Annotated in this window: 21 protein-coding genes, 1 other RNA gene and 1 pseudogene; 14 read left to right on the top strand and 9 right to left on the bottom strand. The window is 64.6% G+C overall.

Annotated features, from left to right (window positions below; translation table 11 throughout):
- The 10 genes and pseudogenes from AWB66_RS06300 to ruvB form a co-directional block, all read left to right on the top strand.
- Nucleotides 1-155, top strand: a pseudogene (locus AWB66_RS06300) (IS256 family transposase); the annotation flags it as partial.
- A 147-nt stretch (nucleotides 156-302) separates the two neighbouring features.
- The gene (locus AWB66_RS06295; RefSeq protein ID WP_087629396.1) at nucleotides 303-1619 is read left to right on the top strand and encodes a THUMP domain-containing class I SAM-dependent RNA methyltransferase; all 1317 of its coding nucleotides are present in this window, start codon (nucleotides 303-305) and stop codon (nucleotides 1617-1619) included.
- 46 nt (nucleotides 1620-1665) lie between these two features.
- Complete coding sequence (locus tag AWB66_RS06290; RefSeq protein ID WP_087629395.1) at nucleotides 1666-3042, top strand: aminopeptidase P N-terminal domain-containing protein; 1377 nt, start codon at nucleotides 1666-1668, stop codon at nucleotides 3040-3042.
- Nucleotides 3039-4205, top strand: coding sequence for a UbiH/UbiF/VisC/COQ6 family ubiquinone biosynthesis hydroxylase (locus tag AWB66_RS06285; protein ID WP_087629394.1), 1167 nt, complete (start codon nucleotides 3039-3041; stop codon nucleotides 4203-4205). The genes AWB66_RS06290 and AWB66_RS06285 overlap by 4 nt, the downstream gene beginning before the upstream one ends.
- A gap of 197 nt (nucleotides 4206-4402) precedes the next feature.
- Nucleotides 4403-5491 carry a tRNA dihydrouridine synthase DusB gene (gene dusB, locus AWB66_RS06280; RefSeq protein ID WP_087629393.1) on the top strand — a complete coding sequence of 363 codons (1089 nt, stop codon included), beginning with the start codon at nucleotides 4403-4405 and terminating at the stop codon, nucleotides 5489-5491.
- Nucleotides 5488-5721, top strand: coding sequence for a Fis family transcriptional regulator (locus AWB66_RS06275; protein WP_062632768.1), 234 nt, complete (start codon nucleotides 5488-5490; stop codon nucleotides 5719-5721). The genes dusB and AWB66_RS06275 overlap by 4 nt, the downstream gene beginning before the upstream one ends.
- A 68-nt stretch (nucleotides 5722-5789) precedes the next feature.
- On the top strand, nucleotides 5790-7355 hold the full coding sequence (purH, locus tag AWB66_RS06270; RefSeq protein ID WP_087629392.1) for a bifunctional phosphoribosylaminoimidazolecarboxamide formyltransferase/IMP cyclohydrolase: 1566 nt from the start codon (nucleotides 5790-5792) through the stop codon (nucleotides 7353-7355).
- A gap of 150 nt (nucleotides 7356-7505) precedes the next feature.
- Nucleotides 7506-8048, top strand: a complete 543-nt coding sequence (ruvC, locus tag AWB66_RS06265; protein WP_087629391.1) for a crossover junction endodeoxyribonuclease RuvC — start codon at nucleotides 7506-7508, stop codon at nucleotides 8046-8048.
- Between the two features lie 21 nt (nucleotides 8049-8069).
- A complete protein-coding gene (gene ruvA / locus AWB66_RS06260) occupies nucleotides 8070-8651 on the top strand; it encodes a Holliday junction branch migration protein RuvA (protein WP_087629390.1) in 582 nt (193 codons plus the stop codon).
- 89 nt (nucleotides 8652-8740) lie between these two features.
- Complete coding sequence (gene ruvB / locus AWB66_RS06255) at nucleotides 8741-9799, top strand: Holliday junction branch migration DNA helicase RuvB (RefSeq protein WP_087629389.1); 1059 nt, start codon at nucleotides 8741-8743, stop codon at nucleotides 9797-9799.
- Here the strand turns inward: ruvB and AWB66_RS06250 are convergent.
- The 3 genes from AWB66_RS06250 to tyrS are packed head-to-tail and all read right to left on the bottom strand — an operon-like array spanning nucleotide 9796 to nucleotide 12189.
- A complete protein-coding gene (locus AWB66_RS06250) occupies nucleotides 9796-10455 on the bottom strand; it encodes a histidine phosphatase family protein (protein ID WP_087629388.1) in 660 nt (219 codons plus the stop codon). The genes ruvB and AWB66_RS06250 overlap by 4 nt on opposite strands.
- A gap of 30 nt (nucleotides 10456-10485) precedes the next feature.
- Nucleotides 10486-10929, bottom strand: a complete 444-nt coding sequence (gene dtd / locus AWB66_RS06245) for a D-aminoacyl-tRNA deacylase (RefSeq protein WP_087629387.1) — start codon at nucleotides 10927-10929, stop codon at nucleotides 10486-10488.
- Nucleotides 10930-10932: 3 nt separating this feature from the next.
- Nucleotides 10933-12189 carry a tyrosine--tRNA ligase gene (gene tyrS, locus AWB66_RS06240; RefSeq protein WP_087629386.1) on the bottom strand — a complete coding sequence of 419 codons (1257 nt, stop codon included), beginning with the start codon at nucleotides 12187-12189 and terminating at the stop codon, nucleotides 10933-10935.
- Nucleotides 12190-12534: 345 nt separating this feature from the next.
- On the opposite strand from tyrS, the gene AWB66_RS06235 reads away from it, so the two are divergent.
- The gene (locus tag AWB66_RS06235) at nucleotides 12535-13665 is read left to right on the top strand and encodes an anhydro-N-acetylmuramic acid kinase (protein WP_087629427.1); all 1131 of its coding nucleotides are present in this window, start codon (nucleotides 12535-12537) and stop codon (nucleotides 13663-13665) included.
- 80 nt (nucleotides 13666-13745) lie between these two features.
- Here AWB66_RS06235 and erpA read toward each other — a convergent pair whose 3' ends face one another.
- From erpA to rplM, 3 genes are all read right to left on the bottom strand, one after another.
- Nucleotides 13746-14111 carry an iron-sulfur cluster insertion protein ErpA gene (gene erpA / locus AWB66_RS06230; protein ID WP_087629385.1) on the bottom strand — a complete coding sequence of 122 codons (366 nt, stop codon included), beginning with the start codon at nucleotides 14109-14111 and terminating at the stop codon, nucleotides 13746-13748.
- Between the two features lie 197 nt (nucleotides 14112-14308).
- Nucleotides 14309-14701, bottom strand: a complete 393-nt coding sequence (gene rpsI, locus AWB66_RS06225) for a 30S ribosomal protein S9 (protein ID WP_087629384.1) — start codon at nucleotides 14699-14701, stop codon at nucleotides 14309-14311.
- Nucleotides 14702-14712: 11 nt separating this feature from the next.
- Nucleotides 14713-15141 (bottom strand): 50S ribosomal protein L13, encoded by a 429-nt coding sequence (gene rplM, locus AWB66_RS06220; RefSeq protein ID WP_062632786.1) that lies wholly within the window; start codon nucleotides 15139-15141, stop codon nucleotides 14713-14715.
- Between the two features lie 612 nt (nucleotides 15142-15753).
- On the opposite strand from rplM, the gene AWB66_RS06215 reads away from it, so the two are divergent.
- On the top strand, nucleotides 15754-16176 hold the full coding sequence (locus AWB66_RS06215; protein ID WP_087629383.1) for an OsmC family protein: 423 nt from the start codon (nucleotides 15754-15756) through the stop codon (nucleotides 16174-16176).
- A 70-nt stretch (nucleotides 16177-16246) separates the two neighbouring features.
- Here AWB66_RS06215 and rnpB read toward each other — a convergent pair.
- From rnpB to pyrC, 3 genes are all read right to left on the bottom strand, one after another.
- Nucleotides 16247-16660, bottom strand: an RNA gene (rnpB, locus tag AWB66_RS06210) — RNase P RNA component class A.
- Nucleotides 16661-16714: 54 nt separating this feature from the next.
- Nucleotides 16715-17542 (bottom strand): DUF3025 domain-containing protein, encoded by an 828-nt coding sequence (locus tag AWB66_RS06205; protein WP_087629382.1) that lies wholly within the window; start codon nucleotides 17540-17542, stop codon nucleotides 16715-16717.
- A 21-nt stretch (nucleotides 17543-17563) separates the two neighbouring features.
- On the bottom strand, nucleotides 17564-18649 hold the full coding sequence (gene pyrC / locus AWB66_RS06200; RefSeq protein ID WP_087629381.1) for a dihydroorotase: 1086 nt from the start codon (nucleotides 18647-18649) through the stop codon (nucleotides 17564-17566).
- Nucleotides 18650-18913: 264 nt separating this feature from the next.
- Between pyrC and AWB66_RS06195 the strand changes: the two genes are divergently transcribed.
- Entirely contained in the window at nucleotides 18914-19807 is an 894-nt protein-coding gene (locus AWB66_RS06195) for a class II glutamine amidotransferase (protein ID WP_087629380.1), read from the top strand.
- Nucleotides 19808-19866: 59 nt separating this feature from the next.
- The gene (locus AWB66_RS06190) at nucleotides 19867-20202 is read left to right on the top strand and encodes a YegP family protein (protein WP_087629379.1); all 336 of its coding nucleotides are present in this window, start codon (nucleotides 19867-19869) and stop codon (nucleotides 20200-20202) included.
- Nucleotides 20203-20212: the final 10 nt, after the last annotated feature.

Here is a 20212-nt window from a genome sequence, read left to right as displayed (position 1 = left end):
GTCACTTCCCGACGGACGAGGCCGCGACCAAACTGCTGTGGCTGGCCTTGCGCAATATCACTGCCGACTGGAGCCGCGCGGCGCATGACTGGAAAGCTGCGATGAACCAGTTCGCGATCCTCTACGAGGATCGTTTCACCAGGAATCATTTGTAAAATGCAATTGATGACCTGCCACGGCAGGTTTTTATCTGCCTCGCACACAAAAATTCAGACACTCCCTTCAGGCTCGGCGCAACGAGGCTGCACGACGCGCCCCCGCGTACAATGTCGCCTTCATAGACCTCACCTCAGCACCGCACCATGGCCCCTCCCCTTTTCGACTGGTTTGTCCCCTGCCCGCGCGGCCTCGAAGCGCCTCTCGCGGCCGAACTCGCCGAAATCGGTCAGCGCCATCTCTCGGGCGCGCCATTCAAGGCGGGCGCGCAAGTCCCTGGCGGCGTGCACTTTCGTGGCGGCTGGGCCGCGGGCATGGCGGCGAACCTGCATTCGCGCATCGCGAGCCGCGTGCTCCTGAAGATCGCGCACGGCCCGTATCGCAGCGAAAACGACATCTACGAACTCGCGTATCAGCAGCAATGGGAACAATGGTTCACGCCGAACCAGACGATGCGCGTCGACATCACCGCGATCAAGTCGCCGCTGCGCAGCCTCGAATTCGCGACGCTGCGCGTGAAGGACGCCGTCTGCGACCGTCTGCGCGAACTGAGCGGCTCGCGTCCGAGCATCGATACCGCGCAGCCCGACGTGCGCGTCTTCGCGTTCCTGACGATCAACGAATGCACGCTCTATCTCGACACCTCCGGCGACCCGCTCTTCAAGCGCGGCTGGCGGCTCGACAAGGGCGCGGCGCCTTTACGTGAAAATCTCGCCGCGGGCATCCTGCGCCTGACCGGCTGGACGCCCGGCACGCCGCTCTACGATCCGATGTGCGGCAGCGGCACCTTCCTCGCTGAGGCCGCGCAAGTGGCGCTGAACATCGCGCCGGGCGTCGAGCGGCGCTTCGGCTTCGAGAAGCTCAAGCAATACGACGTCAACGCGTGGCAGAAGCTGAAGGTCGCCGCCGTCGACGCAAAGCGCGCCGCGCGCAGTTCGCGTGCCGACTTGCAGATCTTCGGCAGCGACATCTCCGGCGACATGCTCGACAAGGCGCGCGCGAATCTCGACCGCGCCGGTCTGCCCGACTTTCCGCTCAAGCAGATCGACGCACGCAACATGACGCCGCCGTCGGACGCGCCCGGCATCCTCGTCGCGAATCCGCCTTACGGCGAGCGCATCGAGGTACGCGGGCGCGGCCCGCGCGGCGAGATCCGCGACACTGGCCGAGGCCGGCGCGAACGCGACGACGAAGACGACGACGCCTTCACCCGCGCCCAGCCCGATCCCGCCGACACGGAGTTCTTCATTTCCTTCGGCAACGCGTTGAAGCAGCGCTTTCCGGGCTGGCGCGCCTACGTGCTGACCTCGGACCGCAAGCTCCCGGGTCTCATGCGCCTGCGCGAATCGACGAAAACGCCGCTTTTCAACGGCGCGCTCGAATGCCGCCTGTTCCGCTTCGACCTGATCGCGGGCAGCGTGCGCAATCGTCCGGCGACTCCGGACGCGCCTCGCGAGGAATGAGGCGGCGGCGCCCGCGAACGATTCAGGCGGGCGCTACAATCGCTTCATGAACTCTCAGACCGAATCCGCCATCGACGTCTACCGCGCCCGCCGCGCCCGCGTTCTTGCAGCGCTCGCGGCCGCGGGCGGCGGCGTCGCCATCGTGCCGACCGCGCCGGAAGTCATGCGCAACCGCGACACCGACTATCCGTTCCGCCACGACAGCTATTTCTACTACCTGACGGGCTTCGCCGAGCCCGAAGCGACGCTCGTGCTCGACGCAGGCGCCAAGGACGGCGAGCCTTCATCGATCCTCTTCTGCCGCGAAAAGAACGTCGAGCGCGAGACCTGGGAAGGCTTTCGCTTCGGCCCGGAAGCCGCGCGCGAAGCGTTCGGCTTGGACGCCGCGTTCCCCGCCGATTCGCTCGACGAACACATGCCGCGCCTCATCGCGGAGTCGCCCGCGCTGCACTATGCGCTCGGCGCCTCTGCGTCGCTCGACGAGAAAGTGCGCGGCTGGCTCGCCGCCGTGCGCGCGCAAAGCCGCATCGGCGTGCGCGCGCCGTCGTTCGCGCACGACCTGCTGCCGCTCCTCGACGAAATGCGCCTCGTCAAGGACGCGCACGAAGTCGCGATCATGCGGCGCGCGGCATCGATTTCCGCCGAAGCGCACCGTCGCGCCATGCGGGCCTGCCGTCCCGGCATGCGCGAATACGAAATCGAAGCCGAACTGCTCTACACGTTCCGCCGGCATGGCGCGCAGGCGCCGGCTTACGGATCGATCGTCGCGGCGGGGGCGAACGCCTGCGTGCTGCACTATCCAGCGGGTAACACGGTCGTGCAGGAAGGCGACCTGATCCTGATCGACGCCGCCTGCGAGCTCGACGGCTACGCGTCCGACATCACGCGCACCTTTCCCGCTTCCGGTCGCTTTACGTCCGCGCAGCGCGAGCTTTACGACATCGTGCTCGCGGCGCAGGCCGCCGCGATCGACGCGACGCGCGCGGGCGTGAGCTTCGACGCGCCGCATCAGGCCGCGTTGCGCGTGCTGTCGCAGGGATTGCTCGACACGGGCATCGTCGACAAGACGCAATTGCCCACCGTCGACGACGTGATCGCCCAGCGCGCCTACGCGCCTTTTTACATGCACCGCACGGGCCACTGGATCGGCATGGACGTGCACGACGCCGGCAACTACCGCGATCACGACGGCCCGCTCGACGAAGCAGGCGCGCGGCCGTGGCGCATGCTCAAGCCGGGCATGGCGCTGACCATCGAGCCGGGCCTTTACGTGCGCGCGGCCGAGGGCGTGCCGGAACGTTACTGGAACATCGGCATCCGCATCGAGGACGACGCCATCGTCACGGAAAACGGCTGCGAGCTGCTGACGCGCGAAGTGCCCGTCGCCGCCGATGAAATCGAAGCACTGATGAGGCGCACATGAGCGACATCGCCCACTACGATTACGACATCGCGATCGTCGGCGCGGGACCGGTCGGACTCGCGCTCGCAGGCTGGCTCGCGAGGCGCAGCGCGACCTCGCGGCTGTCGGTCGCGCTCGTCGACGCGCGCACGCCCGAGGCGGCGTCGGGCGATCCGCGATCGCTCGCGCTGTCGCACGGCAGCCGCACGATGCTCGAACCGCTCGGCTTTCCCGCCGACGCAACGCCGATCCGCCGCATCCACGTCTCGCAGCGCGGCCACTTCGGGCGCACGCTCATCGAGCACGACGAGCACGAACTGCCCGAACTCGGCTACGTGGTGCGCTACGGGTCGCTCGTCGGCGCGCTCGCGAACGGCGTGCGCGCGACCGGCGTGCACTGGCTCACCGAAACGACCGCGCTCGCGCCGATCCAGGATCACGAAGGCGTCACGCTGCCGGTCCGAACCGCGAGCGGCGAACGCACGATCCGCGCGCGCGTGCTGGTGAATGCGGAAGGCGGGCTGTATCAGGACACGCGCGAACACGCGCGCGACTACGGCCAGACGGCGATCGTCGGCGCGGTGAGCGTGTCGGCGCCGCAGCCGAATGTCGCGTGGGAACGCTTCACGCCCGAAGGCCCGATCGCGTTGCTGCCAAGCGGCGGCGCGCGTCACGCGGACTACTCGCTCGTCTGGTGCTGCACGCCGGACGAGGCCGCGCGCCGCGCTGCGCTGCCCGACGAAGCGTTTCTCGCGGAACTCGGCGCCGCGTTCGGCGAACGCATGGGGCGCTTCACGCGCATCGCGGGCCGCGCCGCCTTCCCGCTCGGCCTGAACGCGCTGCACGCGCTGGTGGACCGGCGCACGGTCGCGATCGGCAACGCGGCGCAGACGCTGCACCCGGTCGCGGGACAGGGTCTGAACCTCGGTCTGCGCGACGCGCACGCACTGTGTAACGCGCTTTCCTCCTACGGCGCGACGGCGCTCGCGCTCGCGCACTTCGCGAAGGCGCGCACACTCGACCGGCGCCTGACGATCGGCGCCACCGACACGCTCGCGCGCCTTTTCACGGTCGACTTCCCGCCGCTCGCCGCGCTGCGCGGCCTCGCGCTCACCGCGCTGGAATTCGTGCCGCCGGTGAAGACCGCACTCGCGCGCCAGATGATGTTCGGACAGCGGCGCTAAGTCGCGCGCGCACGTCGCGGGCCCGGCCATCCGGGCCCGCGAGCGCCACTTATCCTCAACGAAGGCCCCGACTTTCATAGAAGATTTAACGACTTGCAGTCGATTGCACTTAAATTCAGCAAGCCGTTCGCGCTAAAATACGCGTTTTCCTACAGCATCATTGCGTCCGCCGTGTCAGGCGGGCGCGGCTCGCGTTCATGCCCAGCATCGGTCCACACGTCCTTCGCAACAATCTCTTCGTCGCCCCGATGGCGGGCGTCACCGACCGCCCGTTCCGGCAGTTGTGCAAGCGCATGGGCGCGGGCTACGCGGTGTCGGAGATGGTCGCGTCGAACGCGCAGTTGTGGAAAAGCGAAAAGACGATGCGCCGCGCGAACCACGCGGGCGAAGTCGAGCCGATCTCCGTGCAGATCGCGGGCGCCGACCCGCAGATGCTCGCCGTTGCCGCGCGTCACAACGTCGCGAACGGCGCGCAGATCATCGACATCAACATGGGCTGTCCCGCGAAGAAGGTCTGCAACGTCGCGGCCGGCTCGGCGCTGCTTCAGAACGAGCCGCTCGTCGCGCGGATCGTCGAGGCGGTGGTGCAGGCGGTCGGCATCGGGCCGGATGCCGTGCCCGTCACGCTGAAAATCCGCACCGGCTGGGATCGCGACAACAAGAACGCGCTCACCATCGCGCGGATCGCGGAAAACGCCGGCATCTCGATGCTGACCGTGCACGGCCGCACCCGCGCCGATCTGTATAAGGGCGAAGCGGAGTACGAGACCATCGCGGCCGTGAAAGCAGCGGTTGCGATTCCGGTGGTTGCGAACGGCGACATCGGCACGCCCGAAAAGGCGCGCGACGTGCTCGCCGCCACCGGCGCCGACGCCATCATGATCGGCCGCGCGGCGCAGGGCCGTCCGTGGCTGTTTCGCGAGATCGAGCATTTTCTTTTGACGGGCGAATGCCTGCTGCCGCCGCGCATCGACGAGATCCAGCAGGTGATGAACGAGCACCTCGAAGATCACTACGCCTTCTATGGGGAATTCACGGGCGTACGGACTGCGCGCAAACACATCGGCTGGTACACTCGCGGCCTTTCTGGCGCCAGCACGTTCCGGCATCGCATGAACACGCTGGACACCACACGAGAACAACTGCTCGCCGTCAACGAATTTTTCGACGCCCAGAAGGCATTGTCCGACCGGCTCGTCTACGTGGACGACAGAGCCGACCCGGAAGCAGGCGCCGACGAAGCATCGTGCGACGGGCAAAACAACACAGACCGACTAGCCGCATGAGCAGAAACAACATCGAACAATGCGTCCGCCAGAGCCTGGACAACTATTTCCAGGACCTGGACGGCTCGAATCCGCACGACGTCTACGACATGGTGATTTCGTGCGTCGAAAAACCGCTGCTCGAAGTGGTGCTCGAGCAGGCGGGCGGCAATCAGTCGCTCGCGGCCGAATATCTCGGCATCAACCGCAATACGCTGCGCAAGAAGCTGCAACAGCACGGACTGATTTGATCCTCCGGGGCCGTCGCGACGGTCCGCCCCGCATTTCCACTTCGCCTACTTCGGTTTCAGCCTTCATCATGATCAAGCAAGCGCTCATCTCCGTCTCCGATAAATCCGGCATCGTCGATTTTGCGAAATCGCTGTCGGATCTCGGCGTCAAGATCCTGTCGACCGGCGGCACGGCGAAACTGCTCGCCGACTCGGGTCTGCCCGTGACCGAAGTCGCCGACTACACCGGCTTCCCGGAAATGCTCGACGGCCGCGTGAAGACGCTGCATCCGAAGGTGCACGGCGGCATCCTGGCGCGGCGCGACTTGCCCGAACACATGGCCGCGTTGGAGGCGCACGACATTCCGACGATCGACCTGCTCGTCGTGAACCTGTATCCGTTCGTGCAGACGGTATCGAAGGCGGAATGCTCGCTGGAAGACGCGATCGAGAACATCGACATCGGCGGCCCGACGATGCTGCGTTCGGCGGCGAAGAATCATCGCGACGTGACGGTCGTGGTCGATCCCGCCGACTACGCCACGGTGCTCGACGAAATGCGCGCGAACGGCAACGCGGTCGGCTACGCGACCAACTTCAAGCTCGCGACGAAGGTATTCGCGCACACCGCGCAATACGACGGCGCGATCACGAACTATCTGACGAGCCTGACCGAAGAGCTGCGTCACGCGGACCGCAACACGTATCCGTCGACGTTCAATCTCGCGTTCGAGAAGGTGCAGGACCTGCGCTACGGCGAGAACCCGCATCAGAGCGCGGCGTTCTATCGCGACCTCAGCGCGCCGGCGGGCGCGCTCGCGAACTACACGCAGTTGCAGGGCAAGGAACTGTCGTACAACAACATCGCCGATTCCGATGCCGCGTGGGAATGCGTGAAGACCTTCGACGCGCCCGCGTGCGTGATCATCAAGCACGCGAATCCGTGCGGCGTGGCAGTCGGCGCGAGCGCGCACGAAGCGTATTCGAAGGCGTTCCAGACCGATCCGACTTCCGCGTTCGGCGGCATCATCGCGTTCAATCGCGAAGTGGACGAAGCGACGGCGCAGGCCGTGGCGAAGCAGTTCGTCGAAGTGCTGATCGCGCCTTCGTTCAGCGCTGCCGCGAAGGCCGTGTTCGCCGCAAAACAGAACGTGCGTCTCTTGCAGATCGCGACGGGCGACGGCCACAACGCGTTCGACCTGAAGCGCGTCGGCGGCGGGCTGCTCGTGCAGTCGCTCGATTCGAAGAACGTGCAGCCGCATGAATTGCGCGTTGTGACGAAGCGCCACCCGACGCCCAGGGAAATGGACGACCTGATGTTCGCCTGGCGCGTGGCGAAGTACGTGAAGTCGAACGCGATCGTGTTCTGCGGCAACGGCATGACGCTCGGCGTCGGCGCGGGTCAGATGAGCCGCGTGGATTCGGCGCGCATCGCGAGCATCAAGGCGCAGAACGCCGGTCTCACGCTGACGGGCTCGGCGGTCGCGTCGGACGCGTTCTTCCCGTTCCGCGACGGCCTCGACGTGGTGGTGAACGCGGGCGCGACCTGCGTGATTCAGCCGGGCGGCTCGATGCGCGACGACGAAGTGGTCGCCGCCGCCGACGAGCACAACGTCGCGATGATCCTGACCGGCACGCGCCACTTCCGGCACTAAGCCACGCATGACCGACGCGTGGCGCCTGCTGGTGCGCCGCCGCGCGACGGTCGCCGGCGTTGCCGCAATCGCGCGCGACGCCGACAATACGTTCGTGTCCGACTCCAAAAAGAGAACCGCCGTGCGTGACAACCGAACACCAGCGAGCCCATGCGAATCCTCGGCATAGACCCGGGCCTGCGCGTCACCGGCTTCGGCGTCATCGATCAAACCGGCCACACGCTGACCTACGTGACGAGCGGCATCATCAAGACCGCCGATGCCGACCTGCCGTCGCGTCTGAACACGATCTTCGAAGGCGTTTCGACGCTCGTCAGGCAACACAATCCCGACCAGTCGGCGATCGAAAAAGTCTTCGTCAACGTCAATCCGCAATCCACGCTGCTGCTCGGCCAGGCGCGCGGCGCCGCGATCTGCGGGCTGGTCGCGAGCGGCGTGCCGGTCGCCGAATACACCGCGCTGCAACTGAAGCAGGCGGTCGTCGGCTACGGGCGCGCGACGAAGGAACAGATGCAGCAGATGGTCGTGCGCCTTTTGAGCCTCTCGGGCGTTCCCAGCACCGACGCCGCCGACGCACTCGGCATGGCGATCTGTCACGCGCATGGCGGCGGCGCGCTCGCGACGCTCGGCGGCATCGCGCCGTCGCTCGCGAAGAAAGGCTTGCGCGTGCGGCGCGGCCGTCTCGTCGGATAACTCCACTTCGAATCTCTCACCATGATCGGTCGCATCGCCGGCGTTCTGCTGGAAAAAAACCCGCCGCACCTCATCGTCGACTGCAACGGCGTCGGCTACGAACTCGCCGTGCCGATGAGCACGTTCTACAACCTGCCGCATACCGGCGAAAAGGTTGCGCTGCTCACGCAACTGATCGTGCGCGAGGACGCGCATCTGCTCTACGGCTTCGGCACGCAAGAGGAGCGCAACACGTTTCGCGAGTTGCTCAAGATCAGCGGCATCGGCGCGCGCATGGCGCTCGCCGTGCTTTCTGGCATGAGCGTGCAGGAACTCGCGCAGGCGGTGACGCTGCAAGACGCCGCGCGCCTCACGCGCACGCCGGGCATCGGCAAGAAGACGGCCGAGCGGCTCTTGCTCGAACTCAAAGGCAAGCTCGGCGCCGAACTGGGCGCGGCGGCGGGCGCGGTATCGGCGTCGGATCACGCGGGCGACATTCTGAACGCATTGCTGGCATTGGGTTACTCCGAGAAGGAAGCGCTCGCGGCGGTCAAGAACGTTCCAGCCGGCACGGGCGTGTCGGAAGGCATCAAGCTCGCGTTGAAGGCGCTGTCGAAGAGCTAGGAACGCACAGCTTCGCACGGCCGCGCGCGCCGCGACACTAGCCCGTTCGGCCAGCTTTCCGCGCAACGGGCACGCTGTACAATCGAAGCATGATCGAAACCGACAAACTCGCCGCCGAACGCATCATTTCGGCCACGCCCGTCTCGCCGAACGAGGAAGCGTTCGAGCGCGCGCTGCGTCCGCGCCAGCTCGACGAATACGTCGGTCAGGAAAAGGTGCGCGGCCAGCTCGAAATCTTCATCGAGGCGGCGAAGCGCCGTTCCGAAGCGCTCGACCACGTGCTCCTGTTCGGCCCGCCGGGCCTCGGCAAGACGACGCTCGCGCACATCATCGCGCGCGAGATGGGCGTGAACTTGCGGCAGACGTCGGGTCCGGTGTTGGAACGCGCCGGCGACCTCGCGGCGCTGCTGACCAATCTCGAAGCAAACGACGTGCTGTTCATCGACGAGATTCACCGGCTGTCGCCGGTCGTCGAGGAAATCCTGTATCCGGCGCTGGAGGATTATCAGATCGACATCATGATCGGCGAAGGGCCGGCCGCGCGCAGCGTCAAGCTCGATCTTCAGCCGTTCACGCTGGTCGGCGCCACGACGCGCGCCGGCATGCTGACCAATCCGCTGCGCGACCGCTTCGGCATCGTGTCGCGGCTCGAGTTTTATAACGCGAGCGAACTGGCGCGCATCGTCATGCGTTCGGCGTCGCTTTTGAAGGCGGAGATCGTGCCCGAAGGCGCGCTGGAAATCGCGAAGCGTTCGCGCGGCACGCCGCGGATCGCGAACCGGCTGTTGCGCCGGGTGCGCGACTTCGCCGAAGTGAAGGCGGACGGCAACATCACCGCGCCTGTGGCGGACGCCGCACTGAAAATGCTCGACGTCGATCCGGTCGGCTTCGACCTGATGGACAGGAAGCTGCTGGAAGCGATCCTGCACAAGTTCGACGGCGGACCGGTGGGCGTCGACAATCTTGCGGCGGCGATCGGCGAGGAGCGCGACACCATCGAGGACGTGCTCGAACCGTATCTGATACAGCAGGGCTTCCTGCAACGCACGCCGCGCGGACGCGTCGCCACGTTGCTGACCTACCGCCACTTTGGTCTCGCCGCGCCCGATGCCGGCCCGATTCGAGACCTCTGGGACGCGAACGCTTAAGCCGTTTTCCTGAGGCCGTCGTCGCTGGTGTCGGTCGAAAGATGCGCGATGTCGCCCCACGCCACGACCGACGCCGCGCCTTTGTCGAAATCGACGATATTCATGCTGCAATTGAGCAGCGGCCACTTGCGCGGCTCCTGGAGCGACACGCCCATCGCGAACCGGTAGATGCAATCGAGCACGCCACCATGCGCGACGCACGCGACGCGCCCGTCCGGATGCGCCGCCACGATCGGTTCGACCGCATGCAGCACGCGATGATAAAAGGCGCGCTGCGACTCGCCGCCTGGCGGCGCAAAGCCGGGATCGCGCGTCTGCCATTCGACGTATTCGTCGGGAAACTTCTGGCTGATCTCGTCGCTGTCGTGGCCTTGGAACGCGCCGTACCAGCGCTCGCGCAATCCTGCGCTGAGTTGCATCGGCAAGCCGAGCGCGTCGGCGAAAGGATGCGCCGTCTGCTGCGCGCGCTGCAGATCGCTCGAATAGACCGCATCCAGCCGCGCTCCCGCCTTCACATCGCGCACCACGCGCGCCGCGAGTTGCCCGGCTTGCATGAAACCGTGCGCGTTGAGCGGGATGTCGATGTGGCCCTGAATGCGCTTGATGCTGTTCCAGTCGGTTTCGCCGTGCCGGATGAAGAGGATTTGCGTGGTCATGAGCGCCTGGATTGAGTTATCGATGCCCGGTCACGGGCGAACTTGCAGCCAGAACGTGACCGGTCCGTCGTTCACGAGCGACACCTGCATGTCGGCGCCGAATTCGCCCGTCTCCACGACCGGATGGCTCGCGCGCGCCCGCGACACGTAGTAGTCGAAGAGCCGCTTACCTTCGTCGGGCGGCGCCGCGGGCGTGAAGCTCGGACGCAGGCCGCTCGACGTATCGGCGGCGAGCGTAAACTGTGAGACGAGCAACACGCCGCCATTGACGTTCTGCACCGACAAATTCATCTTGCCCGCCGCGTCGCTGAATACGCGATACGCGAGCATCTTCGCGAGCAGTTTGTCGGCGACCGCTTCGGTATCGCCGCGCTCGGCGCACACGAGCGCGAGCAGGCCCGCGTCGATCGCGCCGGTCACGCGCTCGCCGACGCGCACTTCCGCGCGCCGAACCCGCTGGATGAGCGCGATCACCGCTTACGCCGTCAGCGTGACGCGTGCGAAACGGCGCTTGCCGACCTGCACGACGAACTCGCCCGCTTCGATCTTCAGACCCTTGTCGGAGACCGTGGCGCCGTCGATCTTCACGCCGCCCTGCTCGATGTTGCGCAGCGCCTCGCTCGTCGACGGCACGAGCCCCGCTTGCTTCAGCAACTGGCCGATCGCGACCGGCGCGCCCGCGAGCGTCACCGCCGGAATGTCGTCCGGCACGCCGCCCTTCGCGCGACGGTTGAAGTCGTCGAGCGCGAGTTCTGCATCGGCTGCCGAATGGAAACGCGCGACGATTTCCTGGCCGAGCATCACCTTGAAATCGCGCGGATTGCGCCCTTCTTCCGCTTCCTTCCTGAAGCGCGCGATTTCTTCGATGCTGCGAAACGACAGCAGCTCGAAGTAACGCCACATCAACGTGTCGGAGATGCTCATCAGCTTGCCGAACATGTCGGCGGGTTTTTCGCTGATGCCGATGTAATTGTTCTTCGACTTCGACATCTTTTCGACGCCATCGAGCCCTTCGAGCAACGGCATCGTCAGGATGCACTGCTGTTCCTGGCCGTACTGCTTCTGCAATTCACGACCGACCAGCAGGTTGAATTTCTGGTCCGTGCCGCCGAGTTCGAGGTCGGCGTTCAGCGCGACCGAGTCGTAGCCTTGCATCAGCGGATACAGGAATTCGTGGATCGAAATCGGCACGCCGCCCTGAAAGCGCCGGGTGAAATCCTCGCGTTCCAGAATGCGCGCGACCGTGTAGCGCGACGCGAGCTTGATCATGCCGTCGGCGCCGAGCGGCATCGACCATTCGCTGTTGTAGCGGATCTCGGTCTTCTCACGATCAAGCACGAGCGACGCCTGATCGAAATACGTCTTCGCGTTCGCTTCGATCTGCTCGCGCGTGAGCGGCGGACGCGTCGCATTGCGGCCCGACGGATCGCCGATCAGCGAAGTGAAATCGCCGATCAGGAAGATCACCGTGTGCCCGAGGTCCTGCAACTGCCGCATCTTGTTCAGCACGACCGTGTGGCCGATGTGGATGTCCGGCGCGGTCGGATCGAGGCCGAGCTTGATGCGCAACGGCTTGGCCGTCGCGGCGCTCCTCGCGAGCTTCTGCGCGAATTCGTCTTCGATCAGCAGTTCGTCGCAACCGCGTTTGGCGATCGCGAGCGCGGCGCGGACTTCGGCGGTGATGGGGAAAGCTTGCGCCGCGGGCGCGGAGGATGCGGTGGAGTCAGTGGTCATGCTCGCGACTTTTGAAATGAAAGTGGTTCGAAGGCCGTCTCGCGGCCTGGCCGGGCGATTCGGCATGAAAGCCGATTGGCCGGCGCTGACAGATGATGCTGCAAGGCAATTGCGCAATGCGGATGCAACTGCTTGTTCAGGCAAAGGATTTTACGCGATGACGCCACGCTTCGCCCCGTTTTTGCCCGCGGCACGCGCGTGTCGCGGCACTCGGCCGATTCCGACGCACCTTAACGATTCGCCCCGATGCGCGGATAATCGCGCTTGATCGACGAAACCGGCATCGGCCGCAACTATGTGCATGGGACCAGACAGGAGACGAGCGTGGGACGAAAACCCGAGGCAATCGAAGCGGGCAAGGCGGACGGCGTCTATTTCGGTCTGATGTCCGGCACGAGCATGGACGGCGTCGACGGCGTGGCCGTCCAGTTCGTGACCGGCAAGCCTCCGGTCGTACTGGGCGAAGCGCACGTGAGCTTCTCGCAAGGCCTGCGCGACGCGCTCTTCGCGCTACAGGCGCCCGGCGAGAACGAACTCGAACGCGCCGCGCTCTGTGCCAACGCGCTCGCGACGCGCTACGCCGTCTGTTGCCACGAACTGCAGAGCATGAGCAACTGCTCGGCGACGAAAGTGCGCGCGATCGGCGTACACGGACAAACGGTGCGGCATCGGCCGGACAAGGGCTACACCACGCAGATCAACAATCCCGCGCTGCTCGCCGAAATGACGAACATCGACGTGATCGCCGATTTTCGGCGCCGCGATGTCGCCGCGGGCGGCCAGGGCGCGCCGCTCGTGCCGGCGTTCCACGCGACGGTGTTCGGCGCGAAGGGCGAGACGCGCGTCGTCTGCAATCTGGGCGGCATCAGCAACATCACGATCCTGTCGGCGGATGGCTCGGTGCGTGGGTTCGATTGCGGACCGGCGAACGCGCTGCTCGACGAATGGGCGCACAGGCACCTTCAAAAGCCCTACGATGAAGGCGGTCATTTCGCGGCGCAGGGCGAGGTGAACCGGCCGCTTCTGAACGCGTTGCTCGACGAACCGTTCTTTGGACAATTGCCGCCCAAGAGCACCGGGCGCGATCTGTTCAATCCGGTTTGGCTCGATGCGAAGCTGGCGGCGTTCGCGGCCGTCGCACCCGCCGACGTGCAGGCGACGCTCGTCGCGCTGACAGCGGTAAGCATCGCTCGCGAGATTCAGCGGCATGCGCCCGACACGCGCGCGGTCTACGTCTGCGGCGGCGGCGCACGCAATTCCGTGCTGATGAACGCGATCCAGCAGGCGCTGGAAGAAATCGGCGTGCCGGGCGTGCCGGTGATGACGACCGAAGCGCTCGGCGTGCCGCCGCAGCAGGTCGAAGCCCTCGCTTTCGCGTGGCTCGCGATGCGATGCGTGGCTCGCGAGCCCGGTAATCTCGCGGCCGTGACGGGCGCGGCCGGCGATCGCGTGCTCGGCGCGATCTATCCGCATTGAGCGGGGCGTCGGTTTGATCGGCGCAATAAAAAACGGAGCCCGCAGGCTCCGTTTTCTTTACGGCCTTCGACGCGAAACCATCACACCGAAAAGGACGAGCCGCAGCCGCAAGTCGTCGTCGCGTTCGGGTTCTTGATCACGAACTGCGCGCCGTTGAGGTCGTCCTTATAGTCGATTTCGGCGCCGACCAGATACTGGTAGCTCATTGAATCGACCAGGAGTTGCACGCCGCTCTTGTCCATCACGGTATCGTCTTCGTTGACGGCTTCGTCGAACGTGAAACCATACTGGAAGCCCGAACAGCCGCCGCCCTGCACGAACACGCGCAGTTTCAGGTCCGGATTGCCTTCTTCGTCGATCAGTTGCTTGACCTTGTCGGCGGCCGCGTCGGTGAAGACGAACGGCAACGGCATTTCGGTCGTGGGGGTGTCGGTGACAGCGTTCATTCGAACTCTCCAAAAAAGCTTCTATCCGTCATTGTAGGGCCGATCTCAATATTGTGCTGGAAGTCCATGTAATCAATGGGCTATAAGCACAGTCGCGAATCGCCCGCTCCAATGAAAAAGCCGCCAGGCGCATGACGCCGGCGGCTTTTCGCAGCAGTTCCGCTTTCGACCAGCAAAGCGAAACGCGCGGATACGGCTTAACGCTTCGAGAATTGCTTCCTGCGGCGTGCCTTGTGGAAACCGACCTTCTTACGTTCCACTTCACGCGCATCACGCGTGACGAAGCCAGCGTTCGACAGTTGCGGCTTCAGCGTTGCGTCGTAGTCCATCAGCGCGCGGGTGATGCCGTGGCGAACCGCACCGGCCTGACCCGTTTCGCCGCCGCCCGACACGTTGACCTTGATGTCGAACGTGACAGCGTGGTTCGTGAGTTCCAGCGGCTGACGCACGATCATCAGCGACGTTTCGCGCGAGAAGTAGTCAGCGATGGGCTTGCCGTTGACAACGATGTCGCCCTTGCCTGCCTTGATGAAGACACGAGCGACGGCGCTCTTGCGGCGGCCCGTACCGTAGTTCCAGTTACCGATCATGTGGGCTCCCCTTAGATCTCGAGCGCTTTAGGCTGTTGAGCCGTATGCGGATGCGTTGCGTCGGCGTAGACCTTCAGCTTCTTGATCATCGCGTAGCCGAGCGGACCCTTCGGCAGCATGCCCTTCACGGCCTTCTCGAGCGCGCGGCCCGGGAAGCGTTCTTGCATCTTGCCAAACGTCGTTTCGTAGATGCCGCCCGGGTAGCCCGAGTGACGATAGTACTTCTTGTCCGTGGTCTTGTTGCCCGTGACCTTCAGCTTGCCGGCGTTGATGATGATGATGAAATCACCAGTGTCGACGTGCGGGGTGAACTCGGGTTTGTGCTTGCCGCGAAGACGGCGTGCCACTTCGCTGGCGACACGGCCGAGAATCTTATCCGTCGCGTCAATCACGTACCATTCACGCGTCACCTCATGGGCTTTTGCGGAAAACGTCTTCATGATCGATCCAAAAAAATAACTGTGCCCTTGATGTCCCGCTTGTATGAATGTTGCGCATCGAGGCGCGTGCAGGCTCTCCCTGAGCTCCCTCCGCGGGCATGGTGCGAAGAGAACTTTGAATTATAAGGGGTTTTCTGGTATCGAGTCAAAACTTGCTCGAATGGACCGCGCGCGCGAGGGGAAAAGGCGAAAAAAAGCCCGGGCAACTGAGGCTCGAGCTTAATCCACCAAAGGAGGAGGTGGAGGAGACGCGGTAGAGATGTCCAACTTCGACAACCAATGAGCCGAGTATAGGCAGGCAGTTTCTGCAACGCAAGAAAATTTGCATGGTGAGAATTGATTTCATAATTCGAAATCTCAGAGGCATGCTTGCGGCGATTGTTTTTCTTTTAAAAACAATCAGCTAGATTCACTCTAAGCCGCTTGTCCAATCGAATCGACGCATTAGAGGACCTGCTCAGTCTCGCGAACCGCCCAACGTTGCTCATACCGCACGGTTGATAACCGCGCCGTCAACCCGTATATGCGCTTATCGGCGGCGTGCTGGAAACGACCGACCCGCTACAATGTAGTTTTGTACAACAACGTCTTGAGTTGCGCTGGAGCCTGAGCATGGAATGCAAAGTAAGCTGGATGGGACAGGACGGTATGGCGTTCGCGGCCGAAACCGGCAGCGGCCACCTCGTCACGATGGACGGCGCACCCGACGGCGGCGGCCGCAATCTCGCCCCGCGTCCGATGGAAATGGTGCTGCTCGGCACGGGCGGCTGCACGGCCTACGACGTCGTCATGATCCTGAAGAAGAGCCGTCAGGAAGTCGCCGGATGCTCGGTCACGCTCAAGGCCGAGCGCGCCAGCGAAGACCCGAAAGTCTTCACGAAGATCCACTTCCACTTCACCGTGACGGGCAAGAACCTCAACCCGGCGACCGTCGAGCGGGCGATCAACCTGTCGCACGACAAATACTGCTCGGCGTCGATCATGCTCGCGAAGACGGCCGAGCTGACCCATTCGTTCGACATCGTCGCGGCCTGATCGCGGCGAAGCAGGCCAGGATGCAAAAAGCCGGCGTCATCACTGACGCCGGCTTTTTGACTTTAAGCGAAGGCAAAGCAGGCCGATAAGCCGGATTCTGTGCATGCAGCGCATCCGAAGACGCGCTGCGCGTGGCAGTCATTCCTCTAGACGCGCCATTGCTGACGCGTTCAAGCTTCCTACCCGCAGACGAAACGGGGGCCCCGTCCTGCATCCCGAAGATGCGCGCCTGCCTACTTGGAATTGCTCCGGGTGGAGGTTACCGTGCCGGTCTGTCTCGCGACAGCCGCGGTGCGCTCTTACCGCACCGTTTCACCCTTACCTGATCCCGATTTGCATCGGGCCATCGGCGGTTTGCTTTCTGTTGCCCTGTTCCGCGTGTCGCCACGGATGGCCGTTAGCCATCACCCTGCCCTGTGGAGTCCGGACTTTCCTCGCCCTTCCCGGCCGAAACCGGAAAAGCCGCGACTGCCTGGCCTGCTTTGCTGCGCAAATTTTAACATGGGCGCTGGAAGCCGACCCGTCGCCAACGCGCGGTTCAGCGATGGCGACGGCCGGAGCGAAACACTGAGACATCGTCGTAGAACGCCGTCGATTCGTTCTCCGGCCACCAGCCCGGCACGCCCAGAACGGGCAGCGGCGCGAAATCGCGGCTCGTCGGCGGCGCGGCGAGCAGCATGCCCGCGATGCGCTCGTCGAGCAGCGCGCGACGTTGCGCATCGTCGGCGGAGAAATAGGCGGGCGGGACTTCCACGATCCACGCGTGTCCCGTGCACGCCTTGTACGGCGCGACCAGCTTTTCCAGCAGCGCGTGACCGAAAATGCGCGCCTCGCAGCGTTCGCCCCACGCGTCGCGGCGGCTCACGAAGAGCGACTGCCAGTCGAACTCGCGCAGCGCCTCGGACACCCGTGGATCGCACGACGCAAAAAGCACCGCGTTTTCGTCGAAGAGCGTGAGCGCGTCGCGCAACCCGCCGCGCGTCGGTCCGATGCCGAGCGCGTCGATCTGCCCGGCTTGCAGCGCATTCAACGCCGCCTTGATCCGCGGATACTGGAACCACATCGACGCGTTGAAGAAATCGTGCAGATTGTGGCGCGTCGGGACGCAACCGGTCGCGGCGATGTGTCCTTCGTAGGACGCGCCCGGCGGCAGGTCGTCCTGTGCGATGAACGACAGCGCGTTGCCGCGGCCGGTCGACAGCGCGGCGCGCCGGGCGTCGACGTTGAGCGCGCTCAGATAGGTGGCGTAGTCGGCGAGCGCCGCTTCCTGCCAGCGCGCGCCCCGCTCGGCGAGCGCCGCGAGCCACGGCTGGCTCCAGTCGACGCGCGCGAACGCCGTGTGTGGATCTGCGGCGGTTTCCAGCATGCCCGAACAATCCAAAAGCGCTTAAATCTGCCGCCAGCCGATCGACTCGCCGCCGCGCAGCGGAACGACTTCCGTGTCGCCGGCGGCGAACTGGGCCGGCAGCGTCCACGATTCGCGACGCAGCGTCACCGTCTCGGTGCTGCGCGGCAGACGGTAGAAATCGGGGCCGTAGAAGCTCGCGAAACCTTCCAGCTTGTCGAGCGCGCCGGCCTGATCGAAGGCTTCGGTGTACAGCTCCAGCGCATGCAGCGCCGTGTAGCAACCCGCGCAGCCGCACGCGTGCTCCTTCAAGCCCTTCGGATGCGGCGCGCTGTCGGTGCCGAGGAAAAAGCGCGGATTACCCGAGATCGCCGCCTCGACGAGCGCCACGCGATGCGTCTCGCGCTTCAACACCGGCAGGCAGTAATAGTGCGGACGAATCCCGCCGAGGAAAATCGCGTTGCGGTTGTACAGCAGGTGATGCGAGGTGATCGTCGCGCCGAGGGTGCCTTCCGGGCCGCTCGCGTCGCGCACGTATTCGGCGGCGTCTTTCGTCGTGATGTGCTCGAAAACGACCTTCAACGCCGGAAAATCGCGGCGCAACGGCGTCATCACGCGGTCGATGAACACCTTCTCGCGATCGAACAAGTCGATCGCCGGGTCGGTCACTTCGCCGTGCACGAGAAGCGGCATGCCGGCTTCCTGCATCGCTTCGAGCGTCTTCGCGCATTTCGCCAGGTCGGTCACGCCGGCGTCCGAGTTGGTCGTCGCGCCCGCCGGATACAGCTTCACGCCGTGAACGAAGCCGCTTTCGCGCGCGCGACGGATTTCGTCGGGCGGCGTGTTATCGGTGAGATAGAGCGTCATCAGCGGCTCGAAGCGCGCGCCGGGGCCGTCCTTCGGCAGCGCGGCCAGAATCCGCTCGCGATACGCGGCGGCCATCTCCGTCGTCGTCACCGGCGGGCGCAGGTTCGGCATGATGATCGCGCGGCCGAACTGGCGCGCGGTGTGCGGCAGCACGGCGGCGAGCATCGCGCCGTCGCGCACGTGCAGATGCCAGTCGTCGGGGCGCGCGATGGTGAGCGTGGCGGGAGACTGCGATTCGGAAGCGGCGTGTTGAGCGGACATGGCGGTTTGACAGCGAAGACGATCGGATTTGCGGGACACGAGCCTTTGGCGCACATCGAAAGCGGCGCGGCGCGTGATGGAAGCGTCACGGGAGCGGCACTGAAGCGGCACTGAAGCGATATCGGGAAAAATCGCCGTGGAAAATCAACAACGATGCCCGCGGGCAGCCGGACGATCGATATTTTCGGGCGTGGGCTCGGTGATATGCTTGCGAGACAGCATTGTAACAATTCGCTCCGACACCCAGCCTGCAGCCCCAGCAACATGTGCCAACTTCTTGGAATGAACTGCGCGGAGCCGACCGACGTGACGTTTTCGTTCACGGGTTTCGCGGCGCGCGGCGGCGTCACCGATCATCACGCCGACGGCTGGGGCATCGCCTTCTTCGAAGACAAGGCATGCCGGCTGTTCATCGACCATCAATCGTCGGCCAGCTCGCCGCTCGCGGAGATGGTCAAGCGCTATCCGATCAAGTCGAAGAACACGATCGCGCATATCCGCAAGGCGACGCAAGGGCACATCCTGCTCGAAAACTGCCATCCGTTCCTGCGCGAGTTGTGGGGCCGACACTGGATCTTTGCGCACAACGGCGACCTGAAAGGCCACGCGCCGCAGTTAGGGGGCGTCTATCAGCCGGTCGGCACGACCGACAGCGAACTCGCGTTTTGCGCGTTGCTGCAAGGCTTGCGCGAGGCGTTCCCCGGTTCGCAGCCGCCGCTCGACGAACTCTTCGACGCGCTCGCCACGCTCACGCGCGAGATCACGCAATACGGCGTGTTCAATTTCCTGATGTCGAACGGTCAGGCGCTCTTTTCGCATTGCTCGACACATCTCTATTATCTGGTGCGCAGTTGGCCATTCTCGACCGCTCATCTGATCGACGCCGACATGTCGATCGACTTCGCGAAGTACACGACGCCGGAAGACCGCGTCGCGGTGATCGCGACGTCGCCGCTCACCGACAACGAAATCTGGACTCGCTTCGCCCCCGGCGATCTCGCGATGTTCCAGAAAGGCGCGCTGCAAAAAACCGTGAATATTCCCGTGCCGGAAGAGGTGGCGACGAAGGCCGCCGAGCCGCTTTGCAAGGTCTGCGTGGAATCGGCGTTGAAGATCGAGACGAACGCCGCCGTCGAGACGGCGCTCGGCATCGAATAGCATCGACTGGTGCGTCGAACCCTCCGACTCAAGCTTCATCCACCGCGAAAGGAAGCGCCATGTCAGGAAAATTCGTGATCGACAAAGCGAGCAACGGGCAGTTCTATTTCAACCTGCGCGCCGGTAACGGCGAGCCGATCCTGCGAAGCGAGACGTACGTGACGCGCGCGTCGGCGGAGCATGGGATCGAATCCGTGCGCAAGAACGCGCCGCTCGACGAGCGCTATCAACGCAAGGACAACACCAAAGGCGAACCGATGTTCACGCTCAAGGCCGGCAATCACGAAGTGATCGGCGTGAGCGAAAGCTACAGCAGCGCGTCGGCGCGCGACAACGGCATCGAGTCGGTGAAGACGAACGCGCCCGACGCCACCGTTCAGGACAATACGAAGTAACGCTCACGAG

The organism is Caballeronia telluris, assembly GCF_001544495.1.
Classification (GTDB): domain Bacteria; phylum Pseudomonadota; class Gammaproteobacteria; order Burkholderiales; family Burkholderiaceae; genus Caballeronia; species Caballeronia telluris.
The sequence above is the reverse complement of the archived record's forward strand: the minus strand, read 5'-3'. Positions and strand labels throughout refer to the sequence as shown.

Bases quoted from the DNA above. Each gene is read 5' to 3' on its own strand.
- AWB66_RS06295 (WP_087629396.1), top strand. From the start codon at position 303: ATGGCCCCTCCCCTTTTCGACTGGTTTGTCCCCTGCCCGCGCGGCCTC.
- AWB66_RS06290 (WP_087629395.1), top strand. From the start codon at position 1,666: ATGAACTCTCAGACCGAATCCGCCATCGACGTCTACCGCGCCCGCCGC.
- AWB66_RS06285 (WP_087629394.1), top strand. From the start codon at position 3,039: ATGAGCGACATCGCCCACTACGATTACGACATCGCGATCGTCGGCGCG.
- dusB (WP_087629393.1), top strand. From the start codon at position 4,403: ATGCCCAGCATCGGTCCACACGTCCTTCGCAACAATCTCTTCGTCGCC.
- AWB66_RS06275 (WP_062632768.1), top strand. From the start codon at position 5,488: ATGAGCAGAAACAACATCGAACAATGCGTCCGCCAGAGCCTGGACAAC.
- purH (WP_087629392.1), top strand. From the start codon at position 5,790: ATGATCAAGCAAGCGCTCATCTCCGTCTCCGATAAATCCGGCATCGTC.
- ruvC (WP_087629391.1), top strand. From the start codon at position 7,506: ATGCGAATCCTCGGCATAGACCCGGGCCTGCGCGTCACCGGCTTCGGC.
- ruvA (WP_087629390.1), top strand. From the start codon at position 8,070: ATGATCGGTCGCATCGCCGGCGTTCTGCTGGAAAAAAACCCGCCGCAC.
- ruvB (WP_087629389.1), top strand. From the start codon at position 8,741: ATGATCGAAACCGACAAACTCGCCGCCGAACGCATCATTTCGGCCACG.
- AWB66_RS06250 (WP_087629388.1), bottom strand. From the start codon at position 10,455: ATGACCACGCAAATCCTCTTCATCCGGCACGGCGAAACCGACTGGAAC.
- tyrS (WP_087629386.1), bottom strand. From the start codon at position 12,189: ATGACCACTGACTCCACCGCATCCTCCGCGCCCGCGGCGCAAGCTTTC.
- erpA (WP_087629385.1), bottom strand. From the start codon at position 14,111: ATGAACGCTGTCACCGACACCCCCACGACCGAAATGCCGTTGCCGTTC.
- rpsI (WP_087629384.1), bottom strand. From the start codon at position 14,701: ATGATCGGTAACTGGAACTACGGTACGGGCCGCCGCAAGAGCGCCGTC.
- rplM (WP_062632786.1), bottom strand. From the start codon at position 15,141: ATGAAGACGTTTTCCGCAAAAGCCCATGAGGTGACGCGTGAATGGTAC.
- AWB66_RS06215 (WP_087629383.1), top strand. From the start codon at position 15,754: ATGGAATGCAAAGTAAGCTGGATGGGACAGGACGGTATGGCGTTCGCG.
- AWB66_RS06205 (WP_087629382.1), bottom strand. From the start codon at position 17,542: ATGCTGGAAACCGCCGCAGATCCACACACGGCGTTCGCGCGCGTCGAC.
- pyrC (WP_087629381.1), bottom strand. From the start codon at position 18,649: ATGTCCGCTCAACACGCCGCTTCCGAATCGCAGTCTCCCGCCACGCTC.
- AWB66_RS06195 (WP_087629380.1), top strand. From the start codon at position 18,914: ATGTGCCAACTTCTTGGAATGAACTGCGCGGAGCCGACCGACGTGACG.
- AWB66_RS06190 (WP_087629379.1), top strand. From the start codon at position 19,867: ATGTCAGGAAAATTCGTGATCGACAAAGCGAGCAACGGGCAGTTCTAT.